Source organism: Ruegeria sp. HKCCSP351 (assembly GCF_017872535.1).
Taxonomy (GTDB): Bacteria; Pseudomonadota; Alphaproteobacteria; order Rhodobacterales; family Rhodobacteraceae; genus Ruegeria.
On record NZ_JAEDOV010000006.1, the window covers coordinates 80,841 to 101,908 of the forward strand.

The 21,068-nt window shown below is 58.4% G+C and carries 18 protein-coding genes; 10 read left to right on the forward strand and 8 right to left on the reverse strand.

What is annotated here, in order from left to right:
- Nucleotides 1-65: 65 nt before the first annotated feature.
- Nucleotides 66-635, forward strand: coding sequence for a gamma-glutamylcyclotransferase family protein (locus tag I9182_RS13430; protein ID WP_209506390.1), 570 nt, complete (start codon nucleotides 66-68; stop codon nucleotides 633-635).
- A gap of 48 nt (nucleotides 636-683) precedes the next feature.
- On the opposite strand, the gene gltX is transcribed toward I9182_RS13430, so the two are convergent.
- Together gltX and I9182_RS13440 are read right to left on the reverse strand one after the other, a co-directional pair.
- Nucleotides 684-2,009 carry a glutamate--tRNA ligase gene (gene gltX, locus I9182_RS13435; RefSeq protein WP_209506392.1) on the reverse strand — a complete coding sequence of 442 codons (1,326 nt, stop codon included), beginning with the start codon at nucleotides 2,007-2,009 and terminating at the stop codon, nucleotides 684-686.
- Between the two features lie 75 nt (nucleotides 2,010-2,084).
- Nucleotides 2,085-2,519, reverse strand: a complete 435-nt coding sequence (locus I9182_RS13440; protein ID WP_209598592.1) for a DUF1801 domain-containing protein — start codon at nucleotides 2,517-2,519, stop codon at nucleotides 2,085-2,087.
- Between the two features lie 116 nt (nucleotides 2,520-2,635).
- Between I9182_RS13440 and I9182_RS13445 the strand changes: the two genes are divergently transcribed.
- Nucleotides 2,636-3,568: an MBL fold metallo-hydrolase gene (locus tag I9182_RS13445; protein WP_209598593.1), complete on the forward strand. Its 933-nt coding sequence runs from the start codon at nucleotides 2,636-2,638 to the stop codon at nucleotides 3,566-3,568.
- Between the two features lie 4 nt (nucleotides 3,569-3,572).
- Here I9182_RS13445 and I9182_RS13450 read toward each other — a convergent pair whose 3' ends face one another.
- The 3 genes from I9182_RS13450 to I9182_RS13460 form a co-directional block, all read right to left on the reverse strand.
- Nucleotides 3,573-4,904 carry an FAD-binding oxidoreductase gene (locus I9182_RS13450; RefSeq protein ID WP_209598594.1) on the reverse strand — a complete coding sequence of 444 codons (1,332 nt, stop codon included), beginning with the start codon at nucleotides 4,902-4,904 and terminating at the stop codon, nucleotides 3,573-3,575.
- A gap of 136 nt (nucleotides 4,905-5,040) precedes the next feature.
- Nucleotides 5,041-5,265 carry a hypothetical protein gene (locus I9182_RS13455; RefSeq protein WP_245220582.1) on the reverse strand — a complete coding sequence of 75 codons (225 nt, stop codon included), beginning with the start codon at nucleotides 5,263-5,265 and terminating at the stop codon, nucleotides 5,041-5,043.
- A 308-nt stretch (nucleotides 5,266-5,573) separates the two neighbouring features.
- A complete protein-coding gene (locus I9182_RS13460; RefSeq protein ID WP_209506401.1) occupies nucleotides 5,574-7,232 on the reverse strand; it encodes an NAD+ synthase in 1,659 nt (552 codons plus the stop codon).
- A gap of 153 nt (nucleotides 7,233-7,385) precedes the next feature.
- Between I9182_RS13460 and I9182_RS13465 the strand changes: the two genes are divergently transcribed.
- A complete protein-coding gene (locus I9182_RS13465; RefSeq protein WP_209598595.1) occupies nucleotides 7,386-8,867 on the forward strand; it encodes a 2-isopropylmalate synthase in 1,482 nt (493 codons plus the stop codon).
- A gap of 4 nt (nucleotides 8,868-8,871) precedes the next feature.
- Here the strand turns inward: I9182_RS13465 and I9182_RS13470 are convergent, their stop codons facing one another.
- Nucleotides 8,872-9,537 carry an SDR family NAD(P)-dependent oxidoreductase gene (locus I9182_RS13470; protein ID WP_209598596.1) on the reverse strand — a complete coding sequence of 222 codons (666 nt, stop codon included), beginning with the start codon at nucleotides 9,535-9,537 and terminating at the stop codon, nucleotides 8,872-8,874.
- A 290-nt stretch (nucleotides 9,538-9,827) separates the two neighbouring features.
- Between I9182_RS13470 and I9182_RS13475 the strand changes: the two genes are divergently transcribed.
- Nucleotides 9,828-11,396: a 2-isopropylmalate synthase gene (locus tag I9182_RS13475; RefSeq protein ID WP_209598597.1), complete on the forward strand. Its 1,569-nt coding sequence runs from the start codon at nucleotides 9,828-9,830 to the stop codon at nucleotides 11,394-11,396.
- A gap of 105 nt (nucleotides 11,397-11,501) precedes the next feature.
- Here the strand turns inward: I9182_RS13475 and rlmJ are convergent, their stop codons facing one another.
- Nucleotides 11,502-12,287 (reverse strand): 23S rRNA (adenine(2030)-N(6))-methyltransferase RlmJ, encoded by a 786-nt coding sequence (rlmJ, locus tag I9182_RS13480; RefSeq protein WP_209598598.1) that lies wholly within the window; start codon nucleotides 12,285-12,287, stop codon nucleotides 11,502-11,504.
- Between the two features lie 155 nt (nucleotides 12,288-12,442).
- On the opposite strand from rlmJ, the gene I9182_RS13485 reads away from it, so the two are divergent.
- Genes I9182_RS13485 through I9182_RS13510 form a run of 6 tightly spaced genes read left to right on the forward strand, consistent with a single transcriptional unit; the run spans nucleotide 12,443 to nucleotide 19,009 of the window.
- Entirely contained in the window at nucleotides 12,443-13,489 is a 1,047-nt protein-coding gene (locus tag I9182_RS13485; protein WP_039523195.1) for a rod shape-determining protein, read from the forward strand.
- Nucleotides 13,490-13,547: 58 nt separating this feature from the next.
- Nucleotides 13,548-14,450 carry a rod shape-determining protein MreC gene (gene mreC / locus I9182_RS13490; RefSeq protein WP_209598599.1) on the forward strand — a complete coding sequence of 301 codons (903 nt, stop codon included), beginning with the start codon at nucleotides 13,548-13,550 and terminating at the stop codon, nucleotides 14,448-14,450.
- Complete coding sequence (locus I9182_RS13495) at nucleotides 14,443-14,979, forward strand: rod shape-determining protein MreD (protein ID WP_209506413.1); 537 nt, start codon at nucleotides 14,443-14,445, stop codon at nucleotides 14,977-14,979. Before mreC ends, I9182_RS13495 begins: the two co-directional genes overlap by 8 nt.
- A complete protein-coding gene (gene mrdA, locus I9182_RS13500; RefSeq protein ID WP_209598600.1) occupies nucleotides 14,976-16,925 on the forward strand; it encodes a penicillin-binding protein 2 in 1,950 nt (649 codons plus the stop codon). The genes I9182_RS13495 and mrdA overlap by 4 nt, the downstream gene beginning before the upstream one ends.
- Nucleotides 16,922-18,061 carry a rod shape-determining protein RodA gene (gene rodA, locus I9182_RS13505; RefSeq protein WP_209506418.1) on the forward strand — a complete coding sequence of 380 codons (1,140 nt, stop codon included), beginning with the start codon at nucleotides 16,922-16,924 and terminating at the stop codon, nucleotides 18,059-18,061. Before mrdA ends, rodA begins: the two co-directional genes overlap by 4 nt.
- 15 nt (nucleotides 18,062-18,076) lie before the next feature.
- Nucleotides 18,077-19,009 (forward strand): glyoxylate/hydroxypyruvate reductase A, encoded by a 933-nt coding sequence (locus I9182_RS13510; RefSeq protein ID WP_209598601.1) that lies wholly within the window; start codon nucleotides 18,077-18,079, stop codon nucleotides 19,007-19,009.
- A 2-nt stretch (nucleotides 19,010-19,011) separates the two neighbouring features.
- Here I9182_RS13510 and I9182_RS13515 read toward each other — a convergent pair whose 3' ends face one another.
- Complete coding sequence (locus I9182_RS13515) at nucleotides 19,012-21,027, reverse strand: M3 family metallopeptidase (protein ID WP_209598602.1); 2,016 nt, start codon at nucleotides 21,025-21,027, stop codon at nucleotides 19,012-19,014.
- Nucleotides 21,028-21,068: the final 41 nt, after the last annotated feature.

The window sequence follows — 21,068 nt, forward strand, 5'->3', positions numbered from 1 at the left end:
CTTATTGCATGTCGCGGAAAAAAGCGGTTTGACATACATCAATCGATCAAAAGGAAGCCGTTCCAATGGCCGACCCGTATTTCTTTGGTTATGGAAGCCTTGTGAACCTCGCCACCCATGATTTTCCCGACCCCCGCCCGGCAAAGCTTAAGGGTTGGAAACGTGCATGGCGACACACTGATCTGCGCCCGGTCGCGTTCCTGACGGCTGTCCCGGACCCGGAGTCTGAGATCGAAGGCATGATCGCGCATGTCCCCAAGAACGACTGGGCTGCGCTGGATGAACGGGAATGGGCCTATGACCGATTTCCGGCAACCCGGTCGGTTTCACATCCGCTGACACATGAAGTTGAAATTGCGGTCTACGCCGTCCCGCAAGGTCGGCACAACAAGCCCAGCAACCGCCATCCCTTGTTGCTCAGTTATATCGACGTTGTCGTGCAAGGCTATCTACGGGCATTTGGAGAGGAAGGGGCAGACCGGTTCTTTGCAACAACCAGCGGCTGGGATGCCCCGATCCTGAATGACCGGGCCGAGCCCCGTTACCCACGACATCAACAACTGAAACCAGCCGAACGTGACTTCGTTGATGATCGACTGATCAGATTGTCGGCCCGGATTGAACAGCCGGAATAAATATGGGCCGCGCCTGTGCACGACCCTTTTTGCTGGAATAGTATCGATTTACCCGCGCGCGCGGATCACCTGCAACAGTGGCAGCAACGCAGCCATTTCAGGGCCACGCTCGGCACCGGTCAACGCCTTGCGCAGCGGCATGAACAGACCTTTGCCCTTGCGCCCTGTTGCCTCTTTCACGGCATTGGTCCAGGCTCCCCAGGTGTCGCCATCAAACGGGCCTTCGGGCAGCAGCGACATGGCTTTAGCGATGAATTCGCGATCTTCTTCCGCAACCAACGGCTCGGCACCATCACGGCAAAGGTCCCACCACCCTTTAAGGTCGGCTAAAGTGGTAATGTTTTCCCGCGCCATGGCCCAGAACGGCTCGGCTAACTCAGCAGGCACCCCGGCATCCGCGACAGCATCGGCCACATTCGCCAGCGGCAGAGATTGCAGGTGTTTGGCGGTCAGCGGGAACAGGTCCTGCACGTCGAACTTGGTCGGCGCGGCACCAAACCGGCTCACGTCAAAGCCGTCGATCAACTCGGCCATTTCCGAGCGCAGTTCGACCGGATCGGACGAACCCAGACGCGCCATAAGGCTCAGCAGTGCCATCGGTTGCACGCCCTGTTCGCGCAGATCGCGCAGGGCCAGCGTACCCAAGCGTTTCGACAGAGCTTCGCCCTGCGGGCCGGTCAGCAGCGAGTGATGCGCAAAGCGCGGGCAATCCCCGCCCAGTGCCTTGATGATCTGAATCTGGGTCGCAGTGTTGGTCACGTGGTCCGAGCCGCGCACGACATCAGTCACGCCCATTTCAGTGTCGTCTACCACCGAAGCGATCGTATAAAGAACCTGCCCATCACCACGGATCAGCACCGGATCAGAAACCGAGGCCGCATCGATCGAGATGTCGCCCAAAATACCGTCGGTCCACTCGATCCGTTCGTGATCCAGCTTGAAACGCCAGACACCATTGCCACGTTCGGCGCGCAGCGCATCCTTCTCGGCATCCGACAGGTTCAGCGCGGCACGGTCATAAACCGGCGGCTTGCCCATGTTCAGCTGTTTCTTGCGCTTCAGGTCCAGCTCGGTCGGTGTCTCAAACGCTTCATAGAACCTCCCCATCGCGCGCAACTTGTCAGCCGCTTCGGCGTAGCGGTCCAAACGCTCGGATTGACGCTCAACACGATCCCAGTGCAAACCCAGCCATTCAAGATCCTGTTTGATGGCATCGACATATTCCTCTTTCGAGCGTTCGGGGTCGGTGTCATCGATGCGCAGGATGAACGTACCGCCCGCTTTGCGGGCGATCAGATAGTTCATCAGGGCGGTGCGCAGGTTGCCCACATGGATGTAACCGGTGGGCGACGGGGCAAAACGGGTGGTTGTCATGGGTGTCTCCTGTTGGCGCGGCTCTTGTCACATGGGCGCGTTTTTGTCCAGCCGCCGCTTGATCCATCAGGTGATTCAACGCGGTTCCACGGGCCATATCCTGCCAAGGTCGGTCAACCCGGCGCGGATGAGTTCCGACAGAACCTGCACGTCGATATCCGCCAGCTTGTTCACGTACAGGCAGGACTTGCCCAGCTTGTGCTTGCCCAACCGGGCCAGAATGCCGCCAAAATCCGCGTAACCCGGCATGATATAGATCACCAGCGACGACTTGCGCGGGGAAAACCCGGTTGCAAGAAAATCGCCCTCTCGGCCCGAGGCGTAGCGATAGTGATAACGGCCATACCCGATCATCGACGGGCCCCACATGACCGGATCAAACCCGGTGGCGGCCCGAAAAAGTTCATCCAGAGCGCGCGCCTCTTCGGCCCGACGTTCTGATTGGACCGAGTTAAGGAAATCTTCTACACTTTGATCTGTTGGAACGGTTTTGTTCTGCGATCGCGACATGAACAAAAATTAACACGTATTGTTCATCCATGCACCCTACGTGGATGTCGTAACATCTGGTCAGAATCTCACACCGTTCTAGTTTTTCTAAAGGTGTTCAGACAGGGAGAACGATAATGACAATCAAACTTACTCGCCGTGCCGCCTTGGGAACTGCTGCCGCCTTGCCGTTTGCCACGGCAGCAGCGCCGGTTTTGGCCGCAGGCTCTGACGCCAAGGCCAACTCGTCCATCGCCAAAACCTTCAAGGTCGGCGACTTAACAGTCACGACCTTGCTGGATGGCAGCCTGCCGCGCGACGGCGCCAAGGATATCTTTGGCGGCGGAGCGTCTGATGAAGACTTTGCAAAGGTTTCGGCTGAGAACTTTATTCCCGCCGACACCGCCCAGTTCTTCTTCACCCCCTCACTGGTCAACACCGGATCGGAACTGGTGTTGTTCGACACCGGTCTGGGGCAGGGTGGCATTCAGGCCGCTTTGGCCGATGCAGGTGTCAGCCCGGATCAGATCGACGTTGTCGTGCTGACCCATATGCATCCAGACCATATTGGCGGCATGACAACGGATGGCGCACCAACCTTTGCCAACGCACGCTATGTGACCTCGGCAACGGAATACGATTTCTGGTCCGCGCAAGAGGCCGGAAACAATGTCGGTGATCTTGTAGCCGCAAAAGTCACACCGCTGGCCGAGAAGATGAGCTTTATCGGTGATGGAGAGCAAGTGGCGTCGGGCATAACTGCGGTGGCGGCCCACGGCCATACTCCGGGCCATACGGTCTATCATCTGGAAAGCAACGGACAGCGCCTTCTGCTGACAGCGGATTTGGCCAACCATTACGTTTGGTCCTTTGCCCATCCGGAATGGGAGGTTCGGTTTGACATGGACAAGGCCGCCGCAACAGCCGCGCGCCGTAATGTTCTTGGCATGCTGGCAGCCGACAAGGTGCCGATGGTCGGCTATCACATGCCCTTCCCTGCCGCGGGCTTTGTCGAGACACGGGGCGAGGGCTTCCGCTTTGTTCCGGTCAGCTATCAGATGATGGGCTAAGCCCCTAGTAACCCGGATCCGGTCGCACCTTTGAGCCGTCAGTGAACCGAGACAGACGGAACGCGGTCGGATCCACACAAGGGGTTAAATCAGTGACAAGGTCAGCCGTCAGGCGGCCGGCGCCGGGCCCGATGCCAAAGCCGTGGCCGGAAAAGCCCGTGGCGATATACATACCCGGCATGTCATCCACGCCCGAGATTATGGGAATGGCGTCGGGGGTAACATCAATCATACCCGCCCAACTTTGGACGATTTCACTATCCTGCATTGCAGGAATTCCTTTTCGTGCACTGGCCCAGGCTTGTCGCAAAAACTTCTGCGAAGGTTCAGGATCCAAAACCCGGCACAGCTCGAACGGGGTCACGTCGGTCGGCAACCATCTTCTGTTCTGACGGGCCTCGATAGCCCACTGTTTTGACCAGCGAAAGCGCAGGGATTTCCATTCCTGCGCAAAGGCAAAGCGAAACTGCAACCCCAGCCGGAAACTGTCCGGCACGATATCGACCGTGTTCTGATGTCCGGACGCGATGGTGTGCCCCCCATCTGCGCGCTTTCGGATCGCAAAATCATCCGACCATAGCGCAGTTTCGGGCCCATCTTTTACCGGAGAGGTCCGCAGAACCGTGTTCAAAACCTTTAACTGCGGCAGATTGATACCTGCATTGCCCGCAAAAAGACGCGACCACGCGCCCCCCGCCAGAACCACGCGCCCGCAGGCGACCTTGCCGCGCTCGGTGAAAACACCCGCGATACGCCCATCCTGAATGTCTAAACTTCGCACGGCGCATCCTGTCATGATCACAGCACCCAGACGCCGTGCGGATTCGGCGATGGCCGGGGCGGCCCATTGCGGTTCAGCCCGCCCGTCCTGCGGCATGTACAGGGCGGATGTCAGGCCGGTTTCATGCCCGTGCAACAACTCTGCCAACTCGCGTCCCGACACCATTTTTGCCCCGGTCTGCAATCCCTCCACGTGGCGCATCCAACGTTTCAGGTTGACTTCTCCCCGCTTGCCGGACGCGCCGAAAAGAATGCCGGATTGCGTATAGCCGGTATTGCCATCCAGGCGGGCATCAAGGGTCTGCCAGATCCGCAACGCCTCTTGCATCAGGGGAATTTCGCGCGGGTCACGCATACCCAAACGCACCCACCCCCAATTGCGCGAGCTTTGTTCTGCCGCAATCTGTCCCTTTTCGCATAAAAGGACGGAAGCGCCGCGTTCTGCCAGTTCCAGCGCGGTTGAAACGCCGATTATGCCGCCGCCAATAACGACAACATCAACAGATTTGGGAAGGGCAAGATCGGATTCTACGGGGTTCGGTTTTGGTGCCGTCATAAATACGCATTACTCTGTCGCCTGAACCCGTATGGGGACCAAGGCCCAGAAGTTTGGCAACACGAATTGTCACTACATCGGCACTATTTTTGTGTCTGTGGCCCAGACGCCAATGGCAGCGAAAGCCCTCAGCACATCACGCTGCGCCGGACAGTTCCGCCCATTTCTGACGCAGCTTCGCGGTCAGCCCGGTGTCTTTTTGCACGGTCTGCGCGGTTACGTCCTTCTGCGGCAACAAGCTTGGAAACTCAGCCCGAAGCGACGCCGCTGCCTGTTCGTCGGACAGCCGCTGTTCATTCAGGACACCGGCAATCGCCGCTTCCAGCTTTTCCTCATCCAACTCTTGCGGCGGAGATTCCATTGTCCGCCGGGTCAAAAGAGCATGATGCGATCCTTGATATTCCTCATACATGTCAAAACCAAACCATTTACTCAGACATCCAACCCCGGATGCGTCACACTTCATCAAAATCAGCTTGCGACTTTGAGAATTGCGTCGCATCCGCCCCACATTGGGCAAATTTCAAGCTAAAATGTGGCAGAAAGTTGTCACTGCAACAAGTCAGAGGCCGGTTTTAGCGCCCGTGGCAGACCCATAACGAGAAATCGAAAAACAATCAAAAGGAAAGAAGCTTTACTGTTTCCAATTCAGCGCGCGAATTGCGGCAATCAGGGGCGATCGCGCCAGCGATTCACAATCGGATACCGCCGGTCCAGCCAGAACGCGCGATTGCTCAGGCGCGTACCGGGGGCGGACTGGAACCGTTTATACTCGCTGATATAGACCAGATGTTCGACCCGCTGAGCATCTGCTTCGTTGTACCCAGCAGCGACGCAATCCGCGATCGATCCGTCCTGATCGACCAGGATCTCAAGTATTCCGTCCAGCACCGGGTAATCCGGAAGGCTGTCGCTGTCTTTCTGATCTTCGCGCAGTTCCGCACTGGGCGGTTTGTCGATGACAGAGGGACGGATCACTTCGCCTGCAGGGCCCATCATCCAGTCGCGGTGATTGGCATTGCGCCAGCGGCAGGTTTCGAACACACGGGTCTTGTACAGATCCTTGATCGGATTATAGCCGCCGTTCATGTCGCCATAGATCGTGGCATAGCCCACGGCGACTTCGGATTTGTTGCCGGTGGTCAACAGCATTTCGCCGAACTTGTTCGAGATCGCCATCAACAGCAACCCGCGCAGGCGGGATTGAATGTTTTCTTCGGTCAACCCTTCTTCCAGCCCTGCAAACAACGGGGCTAAAGTACTGGTGACGGCTGCGCGACTGTCCGAGATCGGCACGTAGTCATAATGCACGCCCAGCGCTTTGGCGACCGCCTCGGCATCGTCAAGCGAGGCCTGGCTGGTGTATTCCGACGGCAGCATCACGCAGCGGACATTTTCGGCCCCGATGGCATCGACCGCAATGGTCGCGACCAGCGCGGAATCGACCCCGCCGGACAAGCCCAGCAGCGCCTTTTTGAATCCCGTTTTCCCCATGTAGTCGCAAAGGGACTGCACCATCGCGCGATAATCCTGCTCCCACTCATCCGGTTGGGGCACGATTTCGCCTGATGCGATCCGCCAGCCGTCTTCGCCGCGCTCAAGATCGACATGCGAGAGCAGCTCGTCGAAAACAGGCATCCGGAACGCCAATTCCCCGCCCGGATTCAGGCCAAAACTGGCACCATCAAAGATCTGATCATCCTGCCCGCCCACCATATTCAGGTAGATCAGCGGCAGGCCCGTTTCGACCACGCGCGCGACCATGTGGTTCAGTCGCACATCGTATTTATCCCGGAAATAGGGTGACCCATTGGGGATCAACAAAAACTCGGCCCCGGTTTCCTCCAGCGTTTCTGCCACGTCAGGGTGCCAGCTGTCTTCGCAGATCGGGCTGCCAATCCGGAAATTTCCTACCGAATACGGCCCACCCAATGGTCCCGCATCGTAAAGGCGCACTTCGTCGAACACCGTCTCATTCGGCAAGTGGTGCTTCAGAACCTTGCTGGTGATCCGGCCACCCTTCAGGATCAGGTAGGCGTTGTACAGCTTTCCATCATCGACCCAGGGGCCACCTATGGCAATTGCAGGACCTTCGGCGCATTTTGCGGCCAGCGCTTCGACCGCAGACATGGCTGCGCGGTGGAATACCGGTTTGAGAACCAGATCCTGCGTGTTGTAGCCGGTGATGAACATCTCGGGGAAAGCCACCAGATTCGCGCCCGCTGCTTTGCCTTGTTCCCATGCCGCAACGGCCTTTGCCGCGTTGCCTTCGATATCGCCAACGGTCGGATTCAGTTGCGCCAGAGTGATGCGGAAACGGTCGGCCATGCTGCCCTCTTGCCTCGTAAGTCCTATTGCCATTTAGCAGATCACCGCGCGAGTAAAAGACCAATGCGGCAAAAGCCGTTGCTCTGCCTGCAACGGTACCTTAGTTTTGCACAAGAGATATCACCAGCGACGACCGGGCAGACAGGACCAGAAATGAACGTGATCCGAAACTCAATTTTGGCGGCGGGGATGAGTCTGGCGGCGGCCACTGCTTTCGCGCAGGACGGGACTGTCATCGTCAAGGATGATGAAGTTGGCGGTGTCTATGAGGGCACTTATGAGAACGGGTTGCGGCACGGGACAGGAACGTATCGGCTGCCGAACGGATTTGAATACACCGGGCAATGGGTAGAAGGCGAAATTCAGGGTCAGGGTACGACACACTACCCCGACGGGTCAGTCTACGAAGGCATGTTCGCCAAGGGTCAACCCGAAGGGCGCGGCAAGATCATCTATGCCAATGGCAGCAGCTACGATGGCGATTGGTTGAACGGATCAATCAACGGCACCGGCATCGCTGAATTCGCGAACGGCACGCGCTATGAGGGTGAATTCAGGAACGCCCAGCGACATGGCAAAGGCGTGCTGAGTTTTCCCGACGGATACATCTATGATGGCGACTGGGTCGACGGTGAACGGCAGGGCAAAGCAAAGATCACATATGCCGACGGCAGCGTTTACGACGGCGACGTCAACGCAGGCTTGCGCGATGGCACCGGCACACAGACAATGCCAGACGGGATGGTGTATTCAGGGGATTGGTCCGGGGATCAGATCACCGGGATGGGTAACCTGACCTACTCCAACGGTGACGTATACGAAGGCGAGCTTCTAGAAGGGCGCCGCCACGGCAAGGGCAAAGTGACCCACGCCCAAGGGGATGTGTACGAAGGCGATTTCGTCGACGACCGCCGCCACGGCAAAGGTACGTTCACCGGAACAGACGGCTTTGTGTATACCGGCGACTGGAACGCCGGGCAGATTGAAGGCCTTGGCGAAGTGACCTATCCGGATGGCTCTGTCTATGTCGGCGATTTCGTTGCCGATCTGGCCGAAGGAAACGGCAGCATCACCTATCCGGACGGATCGACCTATGAAGGCGAATGGATCGCGGGTGTTATCGAGGGTCAGGGCACGGCCACCTATACCAATGGTATGATCTACAAAGGCCAGTTCAAGAACGCGCAAAGCCACGGCAAGGGTGTGGTTACGCGCGCAGATGGCTCGGTATATGACGGCGACTGGGTTGAAGGCGTGCGTCAGGGCAAAGGCAAGGCGACCTATTCCGATGGCACGGTCTACACCGGTGATTTCCTGAACGGAAAACGGCACGGCAAAGGGGAAATCATAACCCCTGCCGGGTTCAAGTATACGGGCGACTGGTCGGACGGAAAAATCAACGGCGTGGGTACCGCCACCTACTCGAACGGGGATGTGTATGAGGGCAGCTTTGTCGACAACAAACGGCAGGGCAGTGGGACGATGCGCTATGCCAACGGCCAGGAGGAAAGCGGTGTCTGGGAAAACGGCGTGTTGCCGGATCAGACCTCGGACCAGCAGAGCGACGCTGACACCCCTGCCCCGCAACCCAACCCTGATGCAAATACAGAGGCAACCGGAACCTCGGACGGGTGAAGGCTCACCACGGGACCGGCTTACCGGCCCAATCATAGAACCCGCCGGTATCAGCGAGCGTTAACCCGCGTATCACGTTCAACAGGTTATCGGCGGCTGCTTCAGGTTCGACGGCAGGATGACGACCCAGGTATTTGTTCGTGAACTCTGTTTTTACTGTGCCGGGGTGAAGGGCGACGCAAATCGCCTGTTTATGTGTTCGGGCCAATTCAATTGCGGCAGTACGGACGACCTGATTGACCGCTGCCTTGGCCGCACGGTAGCTGATCCAGCCGCCTGTTCGATTATCCCCGATTGATCCCACCCGCGCCGACAGCACCGCGAATACAGATCGTCTATGTCGCGGCAACAGATGATACGCGCGGCTTAGCACCAATGCCGGACCAACGGCATTCAACGCGAACTGATCCATCATGGCACTGGCTGAAATCGCCCGAAGGGTTTTTTCCGGCACAGCGCCGTTTATCTCTAAGGCACCCGAAGCCACCAGAATCAGATCAAACTGACCTGGTAGGTTATCAAGCTTCAGCATCACCCCGGCCGGATCGGTCAGGTCAAAGCCTTCTTCCGACCGGGACAAACGCGTGACCGAAACGCCCTGCTCAACCAGCCGTCTGGTAACAGCTGCGCCAATCCCGCCAGAAGCGCCAATTATCAATGCAGTTTCCATCCGTGATCAGCTAGCGGCGCAGTGCGAACAATCAAGGTGGTTTAAACACGGGCAGTTGCCGGAAGTTCGCGTATTGCAAATTGGTTCTTTTCATTCCCGGCGGGCTCTGTATAACCTCAATCCCATGATCAACCGCGCAGATATCCCTTGTGTCGACACCGCCCTTCGCGGTGCGTCGCTGCGTGGCCTACTGATCCTAATCCGCCTCTGAGCGTGCCATCCGGCGCGCCCGCTCAGAGGAGGACGCCCGCGCGCCATAGGCTTTAGGACAGAAGAAGAAAGAGAACCCCATGACCAACGTGACCGACCAAGACCGCGTCTTGATCTTCGATACGACTTTGCGCGACGGCGAACAGAGCCCTGGCGCCACCATGACCCATGATGAAAAGCTGGAAATTGCCGAGCTGCTGGATGACATGGGCGTCGACATCATCGAAGCCGGTTTTCCGATCGCATCCGAAGGTGACTTCAAAGCGGTATCCGAGATCGCGCAGCGGTCAAAGAACAGCCGTATCTGCGGTCTGGCCCGCGCAAATTTTGCCGATATCGACCGCTGCTGGGAGGCGGTAAAACACGCCGAGAATAACCGCATTCACACGTTCATCGGCACTTCACCCCTGCATCGCGCCATTCCGAACCTGACGATGGACGAGATGGCCGACAAGATCCACGAAACGGTCAGCCACGCGCGCAACCTGTGCGAAAACGTGCAGTGGTCTCCGATGGACGCGACCCGAACCGAATGGGATTACCTGTGCCGGGTGATCGAGATCGCAATTAAGGCCGGGGCAACCACGATCAACATCCCGGATACGGTGGGCTATACCGCTCCGGTGGAAAGCGCGGACCTGATCAAGCGTCTGATCGAAACAGTGCCGGGGGCGGATGACGTGGTCTTTGCCACCCATTGCCACAACGATCTTGGCATGGCGACCGCGAACTCGCTGGCCGCTGTCGCAGGCGGTGCCCGTCAGATTGAATGCACCATCAACGGTCTGGGCGAACGCGCAGGCAACACGGCGCTGGAAGAAGTGGTCATGGCACTGCGCACGCGCAACGATATCATGCCGTGGCATACTGGCATCGACACCACTAAGATCATGCACATCTCGCGTCGGGTTGCGACGGTCTCGGGCTTTCCGGTGCAGTTCAACAAGGCAATTGTCGGCAAGAACGCTTTTGCCCATGAAAGTGGCATCCATCAGGACGGGATGCTGAAAAACCGCGAAAACTTTGAAATCATGCGTCCTGAGGACATTGGTCTGTCGGGAACATCCTTACCGCTGGGCAAACATTCAGGCCGCGCAGCCTTGCGTGACAAGCTTGAAACGCTGGGATTTGAGGTGGGCGATAACCAGCTCAAGGATATCTTTGTTCGGTTCAAGGATCTGGCGGATCGCAAGAAAGAGGTGTTCGACGACGATCTCATTGCACTGATGACGCTGGACGAGGCTGACGACCACCTGCAGCTGGTTTCGATGAAGGTGACCTGCGGCACGGGCGGTCAGGCGGAATCGACGGTCGAGCTTGAAGTTGAAGGCCTGGACAAAACCGCCACCGAACATGGCGATGGCCCGGTGGATGCGACCTTTAAGGCGATCCGTGCGATTTACCCCAACACGGCACGGCTTCAGCTTTATCAGGTTCATGCCGTAACCGAGGGCACGGACGCACAGGCGACGGTTTCCGTGCGCCTGGAAGAGGATGGAATGATTGCAACCGGCCAGTCGGCAAACACCGACACCGTCGTGGCGTCAGCAAAGGCTTATATCCACGCTCTCAACCGCCTGATTGTGCGCCGTGAAAAAGCTGGACCGGGTGCAGATGCGCGCGAGATAAGCTATAAAGACCTGACGTGATTGCATAAATCATCCGGGCAACCGCAAGTTTGGTTGCCCGGAAAATCCAACACGACCCACGGTGATGGATTGGGTGCTTTATCCCGACCAGCGTCTCGTCTGCTGCTAAAGCTGCGCGAAAAGCTTGGAAAGGCGGTTCATTTCGTCGCAGATACCGAACGGCGCATTCACAATAAACATACCAGACCCAATCATCCGGTGCCCCTCACGCGCAGGCGGGAACGTCACTTCGTGGCAAATGGCTTTGGGGTAGTTTCGCGATTTGAGAGCCGCAGTCATCCCAGCATGTCGATTGTCCGTCAGGATCGGGTACCAAAGGGCAATCACGCCCACATTCCACTTGCGGTGCAACTTGGCGATAATGCCGGGCAAGCGGTCGTAATCGGCTTTCACCTCGTAACTGGGGTCAATCAGCATCATGCCCCGGCGCGGCACTGGAGGCAGCAAGGACTGCGCCAGATCGAACCCGTCCTGCTGATAAACCTTCGCCCCAAACGGCGACATCGCCAACGACAGGGCCGCAAATTCCTGTGGGTGCAGTTCCGCGAGGTGCAAACTGTCCTGTTCCCGTAACATAGTCGCAGCAATCATCGGCGATCCCGGATAGGCCGTTTCGCCGTACCGGGCCTGTACCTGCTTCAGGACCTGCTCCATCGGGTGGTCGGGCCCGAACCACCCTTCCCGCTGTGCGCGACCGATCCCTGCCTCTGCCTCTCCTGTCTGAATGGATTCGTCTGCATCCAACCGGTACAACCCACGCCCGGAATGCGTCTCGACATAACTGAGCGGCTTGTCCTTGCGTGTCAGATAATCCAGCACCCACGCCAGTAATGCGTGCTTTTGGACATCCGCCAGATTCCCGGCGTGGTAAATGTGTTGATAAGAGAGCATCTTGCCTTCTAAAGTCCCATTCAATAAGGCGGAAAGGTGCTGATTGTCGCGGAATCAGCCCTTTTACCGGGCGTGATGGCACCCTATAAGTCATCCGTCCCGGAACCGTCGAGTCGCGGGCAGTAGAAAACCGACATTACAGGATCAGGGAAAACATGGGGATCTTTGGCAATCTGGGCGGCCTGTTCACAGCGGACATGGCTATCGACCTTGGAACAGCAAACACGCTGGTTTACGTCAAGGGGCGCGGTGTCATCCTGTCTGAACCTTCGGTTGTGGCCTATCACGTCAAGGACGGTGTGAAGAAAGTTCTGGCTGTTGGCGAAGATGCCAAGCTTATGCTGGGTCGGACGCCCGGTTCGATCGAAGCCATCCGCCCCATGCGCGAAGGTGTGATTGCTGACTTCGATACGGCCGAAGAAATGATCAAGCACTTCATCCGCAAGGTGCACAAGCGTTCGACTTTCTCGAAGCCCAAGATCATCGTCTGCGTCCCCCATGGCGCGACACCCGTTGAAAAGCGGGCGATCCGTCAGTCGGTTCTGTCCGCTGGTGCCCGCCGCGCCGGCCTGATTGCCGAACCGATCGCTGCCGCGATTGGGGCCGGTATGCCGATCACCGACCCGACCGGCAACATGGTTGTCGATATTGGCGGTGGCACCACCGAGGTTGCTGTTCTATCGCTGGGTGACATCGTATATGCCCGTTCGGTCCGCGTTGGTGGTGACCGGATGGACGAGGCAATCATTTCCTACCTGCGTCGCCAACAGAACCTTTTAGTTGGTGAATCCACGGCTGAGCGTATCAAGACAACCATCGGTACCGCCCGGATGCCCGACGATGGGCGCGGTCAGTCGATGCATATCCGGGGGCGTGACCTGCTGAACGGCGTGCCCAAGGAAATTGAGATCAGCCAGGCCCAGGTGGCCGAAGCGCTGTCAGAGCCCGTGCAACAGATCTGCGAGGCGGTTATGACCGCGCTTGAGACAACGCCGCCCGACTTGGCTGCGGACATTGTCGACCGCGGTGTAATGCTGACCGGTGGCGGTGCGCTGCTGGGCGATCTGGACCTGGCCCTACGCGAACAGACAGGCCTGGCGGTTTCCATTGCGGACGAAAGCCTGAATTGTGTGGCTTTGGGCACCGGCAAAGCACTGGAATATGAAAAACAGCTGCGCCACGCGATTGACTACGAAAGCTAAGGCGCGCACCCTCGGAAGATAGGGTTATATCGGCGCGAGCAGCACGGGAAGGTAACCTGTGGCAAAAGACCGATCACAGCGCGATGAGTATACGACCCCCCTGCGCCGCTTGTTGTTGGGGATCGTTGTGCTGTGCCTGCTTGGTATCTTCCTTCTGTGGCGCATCGACAGCCCGCGCGTAGAACTGTTCCGCGCGCGAATCGTGGATACGGTTGTACCATCTATGGAATGGGCCATGGTCCCGGTGACTGCCGCCGTCAATCTGGTGCGTGACTTCCAAAGCTATCAGCGCCTGAGCGAGCAGAACAGGGAACTGCGTAGCGAACTGCGCCTGATGCGCGCCTGGAAAGAGGCTGCTTTGCAGCTTGAACAGGAAAACGCACGACTGCTGGATCTGAACAATGTCCGCCTTGACCCTCGTCTGACCTACATCACCGGCGTTGTCATGGCCGACAGCGGGTCGCCATTCCGGCAATCCGTTCTGCTGAATGTCGGAGAGCGTGACGGGATCGTGGATGGATGGGCCACGATGGACGGCATTGGCCTGGTCGGCAGGATATCAGGTGTTGGCCCTGACACGGCACGCGTGATCCTTGTGACGGACGCCACCAGCGCCATTCCCGCAACCATTCAGCCTTCTGGCCAGACCGCTTTGATCAAAGGCGACAACAACCCCGCACCCGCGGTGGAGTTTCTTGAAAACCGCGAGTTGGTTCGCCCCGGCGACCGGGTGATCACTTCGGGTGATGGCGGCGTTTTTCCTGCGGGCCTGCTGATCGGTCAAATCGCGGCAGATCCCGGGGGGCGCCTGAGGGTCCGCCTGTCAGCAGATTTCGAAAGGCTCGAATTTCTTAGGGTTCTGCGGTTTCACTCGGCTCCGCCCATTCAGGATCCGGGCAGTATCGTCGGACCTACCCGCCCAGAGGCAGCGCTGACCCCGGATGAGGTCAGCGATGGATAGACCGGCCTCGCAAATCTGGGCTATGCGCAGCCTTTATGCCTTGCTGGCTTTTGCTGTGCTGTTTCTGCATCTGTTACCGTTGGACGCTCAACCCGATCGCTGGCCTTTTCCCGACGTCCTGATTGCCCTGACTTTTGCCTGGGTGTTGCGGCGGCCCGATTTCGTCCCGACTGTATTGGTTGCGCTTGTCATGCTGATGGCTGACTTTCTGCTGCAACGTCCACCGGGCCTTTTGGCCGCGCTGACCGTAGTCGGGTCAGCCTATCTGCGGTCAGCGGCGTTGGGCATGAGGGATGCGGGGTTTGCCGGCGAGTGGATGTCTGTCGGCATTGTGATCACGGCGGTCATATTGATGAACAGGCTCATACTATCGGTGATGTCCGTGCAACAGGCCGCATTGGGGCCGGTCGTGATTCAGCTTGTGTTGACGGTCGCTGTCTACCCGCTGGTCGTGTTGCTTAGCCAAAGCGCGTTGGGGGTCCGCCGCATTTCCGCTGCTGATGTCAGCGCTGTCGGAAGCCGGGCATGAAACAGCGTAAACCCAAATCCCAGGGCCTTGCCTATAAGCGCCTGCCACGCAGAGCCTTGTTGCTGGGTGGTCTACAGGCGGTGTTCATAGGCGGGCTGGCTGCTCGAATGCGGTTCATGCAGGTAGAACAGGCCGACGAATACCGCCTGTTGGCCGAAGAAAACCGCATCAATATCCGGCTTATCCCGCCAACCCGAGGGCGTATCTATGACCGGAACGGCCAGATCATCGGCCAGAACTCACCTTCCTATCGCATCGTCATCGTGCGTGAAGACGCCGATGACGTGGAAAAAGTCATCGCCAAACTGTCGGAACTGATCCCTCTGAACGAAGATGAGATCGAGCGCGCCAGGACTGAAATGCGCCGCTCGGCCCCGTTTCTGCCGGTGACGCTGGCGGATCAGGTTACGTGGGAGGATATCTCGAAAGTTGCGGTCAATGCTCCGGCCCTGCCGGGTGTAACGCCCGAGGTCGGCCTGACGCGGCAGTACCCACGATACGAAGATTTCGCACATATCGTGGGCTATGTCGGCCCGGTCAGTGACTATGACCTCAGCAAGATCGAAGACCCTGAGCCGGTATTGCGCATTCCAAGGTTCCAGATTGGAAAGGTTGGCCTTGAGGCCAAACAGGAAATCGAACTCCGCGGCAAAGCCGGTGCGAAGCGGGTCGAGGTCAACGCGACGGGGCGCGTTATGCGCGAACTTGACCGGCAGGAAGGACAACCCGGCGCAGATCTGCAACTGTCCATCGACGCTGATCTGCAACAATATGCACAGGCGCGACTGGCGGGTGAAAGTGCGGCCGCAGTTGTCATAGACTGCGAAACCGGTGACTTGCGTGCGGTCGCCTCTGCACCCAGTTTCGATCCAAACCTGTTTGTTCGTGGCATTTCGGTCGCAGATTACCGGGCACTGACAGAGGACAAGTACCGCCCGCTGGCGAATAAATCCGTGCAAGGCACATATCCTCCGGGATCGACCTTTAAGATGGTCACCGCGCTGGCCGCGTTGGAAGCTGGCGTAGTTTCCCCCGGCAATACCGTGTACTGCCCCGGACACCTGAAGGTCGGCAGCCGTCGTTTCCATTGCTGGAAGCGAGGCGGACATGGGACGGTCGACCTAAATCTTTCGCTGAAACGCAGCTGCGATGTCTATTACTATGACGTGGCTCTGCGGGTTGGCATCGACAAGATCTCTGACATGGCCCGCACATTGGGACTGGGGGTCAAGCATGACATCCCGATGTCGGCGGTGGCAGATGGGCTGGCCCCGAATCAGGAATGGAAGCGGCGCGCGCACGGTCAGGAGTGGCTTGTGGGCGATACGGCCAACGCGTCCATCGGTCAGGGCTTCATGCTGGCTTCGCCGTTGCAACTGGCTGTAATGGCAGCCCGCATCGCCACCGGTCGCGCAGTCACGCCGCGCCTGGTGCGCTCGATCGACGGTGTCGAACGACCCTCAGGCGCCGGAGAGCCACTGGGCCTTAACTCCTACAATCTGGAACAGGTCCGCAAGGCTATGTTCTCGGTCTCGAATGACAGGCGAGGAACGGCATATCGAAGCCGCATCATCGCGGATGAGTTCCGGATGGCGGGGAAAACCGGAACCAGTCAGGTTCGAAACATCACAAAAGCCGAACGGGCCGCAGGCGTGATCCGAAACGAGGACTTGCCATGGGAGCGTCGCGACCACGCGCTGTTCGTTTGCTTCGCACCGTATGATAACCCAAAATATGCCGTGGCCGTGGTTGTTGAACATGGCGGCGGCGGGTCCACAGCCGCAGCGCCGGTCGCACGCGACATCATGCTGCAAGCTCTTTATGACGGCACACCGCCGCTTGAAGCCTACCCCGTCGCCGACCGCGAACGCATCAAGGAACAACAAAAACGGCTAGAGGGTGACAAGCGCCCCAAGGCGCGACCGGATGAAAAGGACCGTGCATGAGCTATCTTGAATATGCCGTCAAGTCCACGCCGTCGGGATTTCGCAAGTTTCTGTATATGAACTGGCCGCTGACGTTGCTGTTGATCAGCACCGCCAGCGCGGGCTTTTTGATGCTGTATTCTGTTGCGGGCGGTTCGTGGACGCCCTGGGCCGAGCCGCAAATGGAACGTTTCGGGCTTGGCCTGACAGTGATGTTCATCATCGCACTGGTTCCGATCTGGTTCTGGCGCAACATGTCGGTGCTGGCCTATCTCGGCTCGGTGGCATTGCTGGTATTTGTTGAACTGTTCGGCACCATCGGCATGGGTGCGCAGCGCTGGATCGACCTTGGGTTCATGCGCCTGCAACCCTCGGAGGTCATGAAAGTCACGCTGGTCATGTTGCTTGCCGCTTATTACGACTGGCTTCCTTCGCACAAAACGTCTCGTCCGCTTTGGGTTCTTATCCCGGTTGTCCTGATCATCCTGCCTACTTTGCTGGTTCTGAAACAGCCCGATCTTGGCACATCCATCCTGCTTCTCGCCGCAGGAGGTGGTTTGATGTTTCTGGCAGGGGTTCACTGGGCCTATTTTGCCGCCGTTATTGCTGCTGTCGTGGGCCTGATCGCCGCTGTGTTCAACAGCCGGGGGACCGACTGGCAATTGTTGAAGGACTATCAGTTTCGGCGCATCGACACCTTTCTGGACCCGTCCACCGACCCATTGGGGGCCGGATACCACATTACCCAGTCCAAGATTGCCTTGGGGTCCGGGGGCTGGAACGGGCGTGGTTTCATGCAAGGCACGCAGTCCCGCCTGAACTTCCTGCCCGAGAAGCATACCGATTTCATTTTCACGACGTTGGCCGAAGAGTTCGGATTTGTCGGGGGAACGACCCTGTTGACCCTTTATGCCTTGATTCTGGTTTTCTGCATGGTCACGGCACTGGCAACCAAGGACCGGTTTTCATCTCTGGTCACGCTGGGTATCGCGCTGAACTTCTTCCTGTTTTTTGCCGTCAACATGTCGATGGTGATGGGCATGGCTCCGGTCGTGGGTGTACCACTGCCAATGGTCAGCTATGGTGGCTCGGCCATGCTGGTTCTGATGGCGGCCTTTGGCATCGTACAAAGCGCCCATATTCACCGCCCCCGTTGATCTGAAAGGGCTCTGATGTCTGTGAACGTCCTGTTTTCCGCGCGCCCTGCCCTATGGCCGGTGTATGAGCCGCTGCTGACCCAATATCTTGATGAAGCGGGTCTGGACGTCCAGCTAGGAACCGAGTTCGAACCGGATCAGGTCGATTACGTTGTTTACGCCCCAAACGGAGGGGTACAGGATTTCAGACCTTTCACGCGCCTGAAAGCGGTGCTGAGCCTTTGGGCCGGGGTCGAAAAAATCGTGGGTAACGAAACACTGACCGTTCCACTGGCGCGGATGGTGGATCACGGTCTGACGCAGGGCATGATCGAGTGGGTGGTTGGCCACGTGCTGCGCTACCATCTGGGGATGGACCGGCACATCACGGTACAGGACGGTGTCTGGACCCCAGATGTCCCACCGCTGGCGCAAGAGCGCAACGTTTGTGTTCTGGGGCTTGGAGCATTGGGCGAAGCCGTGGCCCGCGCGCTGACCGCGCTTGAGTTTCAGGTCTCTGGCTGGAGCCGTACAGCCAAGGACATCCCCGGCGTAACCTGCCTGCATGATGCCGAAGGGCTGCGCCAGGCGCTTTCTCACGCCGAAATCGTAGTCTTGTTATTGCCTGACACGCCTACCACTGAAAATGCGCTGAACGCGGAAACCCTGGCCCTGCTGCCCAAAGGTGCGCGGATCATCAACCCGGGACGCGGACCGCTGATTGACGATGACGCGCTATTGGACGCTTTGAACACGGGTCAGGTTGGCCATGCAACGCTGGATGTGTTCCGTGTCGAGCCCTTGCCCGCCGATCACGCCTATTGGGCGCATCCGAATGTCACCGTGACCCCGCATATTGCGTCCGAAACCCGCCCAGTCACGGCCGCACAGGTCATTTGCGAAAACATCCGGCGTGGGGAAGCCGGTGAGCCCTTTGTGCACCTGGTCGACCGCACGCTGGGCTACTGACGTCACGCCGCAATCAGACCGCGGCCTTTCAACAGGGCGTCAACCCCCGGCAATCGACCGCGGAACGCCAGATACAGATCCTCTGCCTCGCGCGAACCGCCGGTGGACAAGATATTGTCTTCCAGCGCTTTGGCCCGTTCGGGATCAAAGGCGCCACCTGCTTCTTCGAAGGCGGCAAAGGCGTCAGCATCCATCACCTCGGACCACATGTAGCTGTAGTAGCCCGAGCTATAGCCATCGCCTGCGAACACATGCGCAAAGTGGGGCGTGGCATGGCGCATTCCAATGGCTTGCGGCATCCCCAACCCGGCAAGAACCTCGGCCTGTTTTGCCATCGGGTCAGCCGGGGCGTCGCCATCGTGGAAAGCCAGATCGACAAGGGCCGAGGCGACATATTCCACCGTCTGGAACCCCTGGTCGAAATTGGCGGCATTCAGCACTTTTTCAAGCATCTCCTTCGGCATCGGTTCGTTCGTTTCGGCATGGGTGGCGAACTCGGCCAGAACTTCGGGCACTTCCAGCCAGTGTTCATAAAGCTGGCTGGGCAGTTCGACAAAATCGCGCGCAACCGAGGTACCCGAGATGCTTTCATAGGTCACATTGGACAGCATCTGGTGCAATGCATGGCCAAATTCGTGGAACAGGGTGCGTGCATCGTCATAAGACAGCAGTGCCGGATCGCCCTTGGCGAAGTTGCAGACATTGATGACAATCGGTGCCTGTTCTTTCGGGAATTTGGCTTGTGCCCGCATCGCGCTGCACCAGGCACCTGACCGCTTGGACCCTCGTGCAAAGTAGTCACCGATGAACACGGCGACGTGCCGACCGTTGCGCGTAACCTCCCACGCGCGGCAATCAGCGTGATAAAGCGGCACGTTCAAAGGCTTGAATTCCAGCCCGAACAAGCGGTTTGCGCAAGCAAACGATGCCTCGATCATTCGGTCCAGTTGCAGGTAGGGTTTCAGTTCCGCCTCATCCAGATCATGTTCCGCCTTGCGCCGCTTTTCAGCGTAATAGCGCCAGTCCCAAGCTTCCAGCGGACCATTGACGCCGTCTTCCTGCATCATCTGGGTCAGGATTTCTGCGTCCGCATCGGCGCGGGCCCTGGCAGGTTCCCACACCTGCATCAACAACTCGCGTACCCGGTCCGGCGTGCGCGCCATCTCGGTTTCCAACTTGTAATCGGCGAAATTGTCATAGCCCAACAGCTTGGCGCGTTCCTCACGCAAGCCCAGAATCTCAGCCGCGATGTCGCGGTTGTCGGTCTCGCCACCATTCGCCCCGCGGGCAGCCCAGGCGCGATATGCTTTTTCGCGCAGGTCCCGACGAGGTGAAAACTGAAGAAACGGCACGATCAGCGACCGGGACAGGGTAACAACCGGCCCCCCCGCGCCCTTTTCCGCACCAGCAGCGCGCGCCGCATTCACAACGAATTCCGGCAGGCCCTGCAGATCTTGTTCGGTCAGGTCCATGAACCAATCCCGCTCATCCGCCAGCAGGTTCTGGGTAAAGGATGTCCCCAACGACGCGAGGCGCGACTTGATTTCCTGCATTCGAGCGTCTTCGTCCCCGTCCAACGCCGCACCTGCACGAACAAAGCCCCGATGGGTCAGCATCAGAACACGTGCCTGTTCCTCGGTCAGGTTCAGGTCTTCGCGCCGCGCCCAAAGGTCGGCAACGCGTTCAAACAGCGCCTTGTTCGAGGAAATTCCCGAGAAATGCGCCGACAGCTTGGGTGAAAACACGCGCTGCAACTCTTCCCGCTTGGGGTTGCTGTCTGCGCCTGCAACGGTGAAGAAGACCGACAGAACCTTGTCCAGCTGCTCGCCCGCAGCCTCAAGGGCTTCGACCGTGTTGGCGAATGTGGGGGTATCCGGATTTGCCGCTATCGCGTCAATCTCGGCGTTATGCGCGGTCATCGCCTGATCCAGAGCCGGGGCAAAATCTTCATCCGAAATATCGGCGAAAGGGGCTATTTCGAATGGGGTGGTCCAGTTGGACAGGATCGGGTTGGTCATGCGGATCTCCTTTGATCCTATAGCTAGTTCGCCATGGCCGG

Coding starts and splice junctions, on each gene's coding strand:
- I9182_RS13430 (WP_209506390.1), top strand. CDS start 66: ATGGCCGACCCGTATTTCTTTGGTTATGGAAGCCTTGTGAACCTCGCC.
- gltX (WP_209506392.1), bottom strand. CDS start 2,009: ATGACAACCACCCGTTTTGCCCCGTCGCCCACCGGTTACATCCATGTG.
- I9182_RS13440 (WP_209598592.1), bottom strand. CDS start 2,519: ATGTCGCGATCGCAGAACAAAACCGTTCCAACAGATCAAAGTGTAGAA.
- I9182_RS13445 (WP_209598593.1), top strand. CDS start 2,636: ATGACAATCAAACTTACTCGCCGTGCCGCCTTGGGAACTGCTGCCGCC.
- I9182_RS13450 (WP_209598594.1), bottom strand. CDS start 4,904: ATGACGGCACCAAAACCGAACCCCGTAGAATCCGATCTTGCCCTTCCC.
- I9182_RS13455 (WP_245220582.1), bottom strand. CDS start 5,265: ATGGAATCTCCGCCGCAAGAGTTGGATGAGGAAAAGCTGGAAGCGGCG.
- I9182_RS13460 (WP_209506401.1), bottom strand. CDS start 7,232: ATGGCCGACCGTTTCCGCATCACTCTGGCGCAACTGAATCCGACCGTT.
- I9182_RS13465 (WP_209598595.1), top strand. CDS start 7,386: ATGAACGTGATCCGAAACTCAATTTTGGCGGCGGGGATGAGTCTGGCG.
- I9182_RS13470 (WP_209598596.1), bottom strand. CDS start 9,537: ATGGAAACTGCATTGATAATTGGCGCTTCTGGCGGGATTGGCGCAGCT.
- I9182_RS13475 (WP_209598597.1), top strand. CDS start 9,828: ATGACCAACGTGACCGACCAAGACCGCGTCTTGATCTTCGATACGACT.
- rlmJ (WP_209598598.1), bottom strand. CDS start 12,287: ATGCTCTCTTATCAACACATTTACCACGCCGGGAATCTGGCGGATGTC.
- I9182_RS13485 (WP_039523195.1), top strand. CDS start 12,443: ATGGGGATCTTTGGCAATCTGGGCGGCCTGTTCACAGCGGACATGGCT.
- I9182_RS13495 (WP_209506413.1), top strand. CDS start 14,443: ATGGATAGACCGGCCTCGCAAATCTGGGCTATGCGCAGCCTTTATGCC.
- mrdA (WP_209598600.1), top strand. CDS start 14,976: ATGAAACAGCGTAAACCCAAATCCCAGGGCCTTGCCTATAAGCGCCTG.
- rodA (WP_209506418.1), top strand. CDS start 16,922: ATGAGCTATCTTGAATATGCCGTCAAGTCCACGCCGTCGGGATTTCGC.
- I9182_RS13510 (WP_209598601.1), top strand. CDS start 18,077: ATGTCTGTGAACGTCCTGTTTTCCGCGCGCCCTGCCCTATGGCCGGTG.
- I9182_RS13515 (WP_209598602.1), bottom strand. CDS start 21,027: ATGACCAACCCGATCCTGTCCAACTGGACCACCCCATTCGAAATAGCC.